The following is a 6,381-nucleotide window of genomic DNA, read 5'->3' on the forward strand; positions in this document are numbered from 1 at the left end:
GGCGTCAACGGAATCTCCCCCAACACCATGATCGACGCCGGAATCATGTAAGCAGGCAACGACTCGGAGATGAACTCGACGAGTTCGGTGGTGTCCACATCGGCCCCGGGCCGCGGCAGCACATAGGAGACCAGCGCGGTCGCGCCGGAGGGCAGCGTCTTGCCGAGAGTGGCCGCGAAGTCGATGTCCGGGTGGCCGGTGAGCGCGTTGTCGATCTCGCCGAGTTCGATGCGGAAACCGCGGATCTTCACCTGGAAGTCCGAGCGGCCCAGATATTCGATGACGCCGTCCTGGCCCGCGGATTCGGTGCGGCGCACCAGGTCGCCGGTGCGGTAGAGCCGCGCTCCGGGGTTGCCGGTGTCGGCGCCGAACGGACTGGCGACGAATCGCTCCGCGGTCAGGCCCGGCCGGTTGAGATAGCCCTGCGCCAGCGCGGGCCCGGTCAGATACAGCTCGCCGACCACCCCGGCAGGCACCGGCCGCAGCCGCGAGTCCAGCACGAACGCCCCGACTCCTGGGATAGCCGTGCCGATCGTGATGGGCTCGCCGGGCGTCATCGGTGGCGTACTGGTGGCCAGGATCGTCGCCTCGGTGGGCCCGTAGCCGTTGTAGAACTCGCGCTCGGCCGCCCAGCGTGCGACCAGTTCGGGTCCGAACTTGTCGCCGGCCACCACGACGGCCTGCAAGTCGTCCAGCCCCGCCGGATCCACCGATTCCAGGGCCCCCGGCGTGATGAGCATGTGCGTGACGTGCTCGCGCCGCAGCAGATCCGCCAGCTCGAAACCGCCGAACACCGACGGCGGCGCGATCACCAGCGTCGCGCCGGTGGAGAAGGCCAGCAACAGTTCCAGCACCGAGACGTCGAAGTTCGGCGAGCAGACGTGCAGAACGCGCGAATCCTCCGTCACCCCGTAGTGCTCGCGCTCCGCGGTCACGAGTCCAGCGAGACCGCTGTGCGAGACCACGACGCCCTTGGGCTTGCCGGTGGACCCGGAGGTGTAGATGACATAGGCCGGGTGCCGCTCGTCCAGCGGACGCACCCGGTCGGTGTAGGAGATGGGGTGCTCCGGGCGCGCGGCGATGCGCGCGGCCTGCACCGGGTCGTCCAGCTCGATCCAGTACACGCCGGTGCCCAGCACCGGGCGGTGCGCCGAGGTGGTCAAGCCGACCGTGGCGCCGGAGTCGGCGACGATGTGGTTGATGCGATCGGTGGGGTACGTCGGATCCACCGGCACGTACGCCGCGCCGGTCTTGGCGATGGCCCAGACGGCGAGCACCGACTCCACGCTGCGCGAGATTCCGATGGCGACCACGTCGCCCGGCCCGACACCGCGCTCGATCAGCTCCCTGGCCAGTCGCGAGGACGCCGCGTCCAGCTCGGCGTAGGTGAGTTCCCGATCGTCGGCCGGATCTCCCGTGGGGTTGAACCGGATCGCGACCTCGGTGGCGGCGGACTCGACGGCGGCGGTGAGCAGCTGCGCGAACAGCGGACTGCCCGACCTGCGGCGACGGCTACCGCGAGCAGAGCGACGGGCGGTTTCCATTCGAGTGCATTCACCTCTCGCATCGAGCCAGGACCCGGACCGTACCCTGCGCAGGGTTCGTTATCCGGGGCCAGCGCGGACCGAGCAATCATATAGGGGCTTGACTGCCCAACCCGCGCGCTGTATCGGATTGCCGCGGCTGCCGTCGGTGCGGTCCGCGTCCCCCCTTTCGGTGCTGTCCTCTCGTCGAGCGCCGCCCACTCCCCCATGGAATCGGTGTCTTGCGTGATGCCTGCCGTTATATCGGCGCCGAGTCCCTCGTGTTGCAGGACTCGTTCGATCGGTGAGCTTGCTCACAGCCACCCACGCCGGGTCGCCTGCACCCCCGCTTGGAATCTCGTACTCGCGCCGAGACGCTCCAGCAGCCGGGCGGTCCGGCGGACCACCGTGCGCCGGGACATCCCGAGCCTGCGCGCGATGGTGTCGTCGGTGGCGCCCAGTCCCATCAAGGTCAGGATCGCGCGGTCGCGTTCGTCCAGCGCCTCGGCGGCCGGATTCACCGATATGGGCGCGGCCATCGTCCACAGTACGTCGAAGGTCTTGACCAACAGCTCGAGCGTGGGGGACCCCGTGATGCGCAGACCCATCGGGTCCGGCCTGCGTTCGTCGGCGTGCAGCACCAGGCTGGCACGCTCGTCGTCGCTGATGATCAGCTTGATCGGCGGCTCCGGCAGGGTTCTGGCCTGTGCGCCGCCCGCGTTGGTGGACAGCGCGTGCCGCAAGCGCTCCGGATCCTGGTAGACGGTGTCCTGATACAAGGTCTGATAGCGGATTCCTTCGCCGAGCCTGGTCCGCTTGAGCTCGAACAGCCGGCGCTCGCGTTCCGGATCGCTGAGATAGGGGCCGCGCTCGACCAGCTTGACGCAGCTGCGCGCGCCGGTCTGCATCTCCTCGAAATCCGCCAGCATCTCCAGCCGCTCGTACACCGGCACCACCGCGCCGTTGCCGCGGGGCGAGCGGCGCACCGAACGGAACGTCTCGCTCAAACGCGCTGCGGCCGCGTGCATCTGGTTGATCTCCTGCTGTCTGCGCCGCGCCTCGGCTTCGGACAACGATTCCGGTGCGTGCGCATCCCACAGCGGTTCGCCCTCGGGCGACTCGACGCGGACCGCGGCGCGCAATTCACACAACACATCCAACGAGTCCGCGGCGAGGTCTTCCGAAACGCCCAGGTACTGCGCGATATCGGCGAGACTCGACCGCGGATGGTGCACCAGCACGGCGTACACGCGGCCGTGCGGTGACCCAGGCTCGAAGATGTCGCCCAGCTCGATCACGGCCCGAGCCTAGCGACCGACCGGTGCCCATGGGGCGGCTCTGAAAGACCCGCGCGCCAACCGCTTCCCGCATTACCTTGTCGCGGGAAGCTCCGCTGCGCGCAACCGTGCGCTGACCGGATTATCAAGCTGGACAGGAGAAGTCAGTGCGCGGACGGGCCCCACTGCAACGGCACGCCCTTGGCTGCCAGGTACGGCATCGGGTCGATCTTGGTGCCCCCCTGGTCCCAGATCTCCAGGTGCAGGTGCGGACCGGTGGACTGCCCCCGGTTACCGACGGTGGCGATCACGTCGCCCGCGTTCACGTGCTGCCCGGCGTGCACGAACATCTCGTTCACGTGGCCGTAGACCGCGGTGGTGCCGTCGTCCTGCAGCACGCGCACCCACAGGCCGAAACCGGAAGCCGGTCCCGCCTCGATCACGGTGCCGTTGCTGACCGAGTGGATCGGCGCGCCCAGCGCGTCGGCGAAGTCGAGGCCGTAGTGCATGGCGCCCCAGCGGCTGCCGAAGCCGGAGCTGATCTCACCGGCCACCGGGCGCACCGCGGGCGCCGGAGCGACCTGCTGCTGCACGCCCTTGAGGACCTCTTCGGCCTGAGCCAAGGGGGCCGCGATCTCCGGGGGAAGATTGGGAATGCCGAACGGAGCGGCGACCGGGGCCGCGATCTGCCCGGCGACCGCGGCGGGCTCCGGCGCGGCCTGCGCGACCGGCTCGGCGACCTTCGCCTCGGCGATCGGCAGGATGCTCGTACCCTTCACGGTGGAGGGCGCGGCGTGGGTCTCCTCGTCGGCATCGTGCGAGCCGGGCAGCAACGGCGACGCGTAGGCGATCGCGGGAGCGACTTGGCTGGCGGCGCCGATCAGAGCGCCCGCGGCGACCGCTGCGGTCGCGGCGGCCTTCACGCGCTCGGTGGCGGACGGCTCGGCGCGGTGCCGCGTCGGCCGGCCCGTTTCGCCGCCGTCGCCGAGGAGGCTCTGGACGGTAATGGAACTGGGGCCTACACGGTGCTGCGACAAAGCTGAGTCCTCGGTCGTAGAACAGGGTCCGGGATGCCGGAGCCCGAGCCGAACCGGGTTCGATAACGATCCGGTGAAGCCGAGCGGATAACGGTTTGGCATCCGTCGTGACGGGAACTCTACCGCGTCGTGACCATTCCGCAACCTTCCAGCGGAAAATTGCTGGTGAGGCCCGGGTCACATGTCCAGATGCGCGACAATCGGAGCGTGATCCTCGACCAGGTGGACGTTCCGATCGTGCTGGCCCCGATGGCGGGCGGCCCATCCACTCCCGAGCTGACCGCCGCGGTGGCCGAGGCGGGCGGGTTCGCCCAGCTGGCCGCCGGCTATCTGAGCGCGGCCGACACCGCGGCGCGGATCGCGGCGACGCGCGCGGCCACCGGCAAGCCGTTCGGCGTGAACCTCTTCGTGCCCGGTCCACCGACCCCCGCCGCGGACTTGGCGGACTATCTCGCCGAACTCGGCGCCGACCATACGCTCGGGGATCCGCGCTACGACACCGACGACTGGGACGCCAAGCTCGACCTGCTCGTCGCCGATCCGGTCGCCGCCGTGTCGTTCACTTTCGGCTGCCCGAGCGCCGCGGAGATAGGGCGGCTGCACGCCGCCGGTTCCGAAATCTGGGTGACCGTCACCTCGGTCGACGAGGCGCGCGTCGCGGTCGAGGCGGGCGCCGACGTGCTCATCGCCCAGGGCGCGGAGGCGGGCGGGCACCGCGCGACCTTCGTGGACCGCCCCGCGGACGACACCGCCGACCCGCTCGGCCTGCTGGCGCTACTGCAACTGCTCGCCGCCGCCACGGACCGGCCCTTGGTGGCCACCGGCGGCCTCGCGACCGGCGCGGGCATCGCCGCCGCCCTCGCGGCGGGCGCCGTGGCCGCGCAACTGGGCACGGTATTCCTGCGCTGCCCCGAAGCGGGCACCAACCAGGTGCACCGCACCGCCTTGACCGCCGACACCCCGACGATGCTCACGCGAGCGTTCACCGGACGCAGGGCACGCGGGTTGCGCAACCGATTCCTGCTGCGGCACAGCGCGACCGCGCCGGTGGGATACCCGGAGATCCACTACGCCACCGCCCCGCTGCGGGCCGCCGCGCGCGCGGCGGGCAACCCGGACGAGGTCAATCTCTGGGCCGGTCAAACCCATACGCTGACCCCCGAGCTACCCGCGGGAGAACTGGTCGCCCAGCTGGCAGCCGACACGAAAGCCGCACTGGAAAAAGCTCTTTCACGCCGAATCCAGCATTATTGACAACGACTTTCGATTAGACTCGGGCATCGCATCGACGTCCAGCACTGGAGGAGAGCGCCATGTCCCTTGATGTCCCCACCGCAATACTGGAACGCGCCGAGCGCGGCGAGGTCGACGACGCCGACTTCGTCGAGGTCGTCCGCAACTCGCTGCCGTACGCCTGGGAAGTGGTCAGCCGTGTGGCCGCCGACCTGCGTTCCGGCACGGAGGAATACGCCGACAACACGATCGCCCCGCCCGACGACGTGGCACGCGGACAACTGCTGCGCGCCATGGCTTCCGACGCGATTCGCGGTGGACTGGAGCGGCACTTCGGCGTGAAGCTCGCCTTCCAGAACTGCCACCGGGTCGCCGCGTTCCCGCTCGCCGCGGTCGGCGGCGACACCTACCGCACGTTCATCAGCACCCGGGCCCAGTTGCTCAACCAGAGCCCGGAACTGCGCAACTGCTGATCCACGAGCTGAACACCCGGCGCGGCAAACTGATTCGCCCGCGCCGGGTGTTCGCGTCCATCCGGCGGTGCGCCCGCGCGTCGCCGCCGTCGACGGCGGTCGGTAGCGCGTAGGGTCAACCGCCATGAGCAGCAACGATCTTCGCGATGAGGTCGAAGCCCGGCTCGCGCCGTGGCAGCAACAGCTCGGGTCGGACCGCGCCGCCTACACCAATCACGTGCTGCGCGTCCTGACGCTGTGCGACCTCTTGGCCGCCGACCAGCAACCTCGACCGAGCACGCGCGAGGAGTTCTTGACCGCCGCCGCCCTGCACGACATCGGCATCTGGTCGGCGGGCAGCTTCGACTACCTCGCCCCCTCGTGCGACCAGGCACGCGCGTGGCTGGCCAGCATCGACCGCGACGACTCGACCGGGCTGGTGGTGCAGATGATCGATCAGCATCACAAGCTCCGCCCGGCGGGGCCGCCGCACGACCCGGTCGAGATCTTCCGGCGCGCCGACGCCATCGACGTCGAACGGGGGTTGCTCGGCCGGTTCGGCATCTCCCGGGGAACCTACCGCGACCTGGCGAAGCGCTACCCGAACCACGGTTTCCACCGCAGGCTCGTATCGCTGGCCGCGCGGCGGCTGCGGACCCACCCCACGTCACCACTGCCGATGCTGAAGTGGTGACGCGGGGCGGCGCGGTCAGCCGAGCGTGGTGACTTCCAGGTCGCCGTCGGCGTACTGGCTGCGCAGCCGCTTCTTGTCGAACTTGCCCACACTGGTCTTGGGGACCTCGGCGATGAACGCCCAGCGTTCCGGCAACTGCCACTTGGCGAACTTGTCGGCCAGGAA

6 protein-coding genes are annotated in these 6,381 nt (G+C 69.8%); 3 read left to right on the forward strand and 3 right to left on the reverse strand.

The features are described from left to right. The 3 genes from ABZ420_RS35755 to ABZ420_RS35765 all read right to left on the reverse strand — a co-directional run. Window positions 1–1,544, reverse strand: a 1,544-nt coding sequence (locus tag ABZ420_RS35755; protein ID WP_357132567.1) for an amino acid adenylation domain-containing protein, incomplete at its 3' end; no start/stop codon positions are given. Window positions 1,545–1,837: 293 nt separating this feature from the next. Further along, window positions 1,838–2,821, reverse strand: coding sequence for a LuxR C-terminal-related transcriptional regulator (locus ABZ420_RS35760; RefSeq protein ID WP_357132570.1), 984 nt, complete (start codon window positions 2,819–2,821; stop codon window positions 1,838–1,840). A 143-nt stretch (window positions 2,822–2,964) separates the two neighbouring features. Beyond that, entirely contained in the window at window positions 2,965–3,837 is an 873-nt protein-coding gene (locus ABZ420_RS35765; protein WP_357132573.1) for a peptidoglycan DD-metalloendopeptidase family protein, read from the reverse strand. Window positions 3,838–4,026: 189 nt separating this feature from the next. On the opposite strand from ABZ420_RS35765, the gene ABZ420_RS35770 reads away from it, so the two are divergent. The 3 genes from ABZ420_RS35770 to ABZ420_RS35780 all read left to right on the forward strand — a co-directional run bounded on the left by ABZ420_RS35770 (window position 4,027) and on the right by ABZ420_RS35780 (window position 6,216). Continuing rightward, the gene (locus ABZ420_RS35770; protein ID WP_357132576.1) at window positions 4,027–5,091 is read left to right on the forward strand and encodes a nitronate monooxygenase; all 1,065 of its coding nucleotides are present in this window, start codon (window positions 4,027–4,029) and stop codon (window positions 5,089–5,091) included. Between the two features lie 59 nt (window positions 5,092–5,150). After that, window positions 5,151–5,543: an SCO5389 family protein gene (locus ABZ420_RS35775; protein ID WP_357132579.1), complete on the forward strand. Its 393-nt coding sequence runs from the start codon at window positions 5,151–5,153 to the stop codon at window positions 5,541–5,543. A 124-nt stretch (window positions 5,544–5,667) separates the two neighbouring features. Continuing rightward, entirely contained in the window at window positions 5,668–6,216 is a 549-nt protein-coding gene (locus ABZ420_RS35780; RefSeq protein WP_357132582.1) for an HD domain-containing protein, read from the forward strand. Window positions 6,217–6,381: the final 165 nt, after the last annotated feature.

The sequence above is a fragment of the Nocardia sp. NPDC005745 genome, from assembly GCF_040630775.1.
Lineage (GTDB): Bacteria > Actinomycetota > Actinomycetes > Mycobacteriales > Mycobacteriaceae > Nocardia.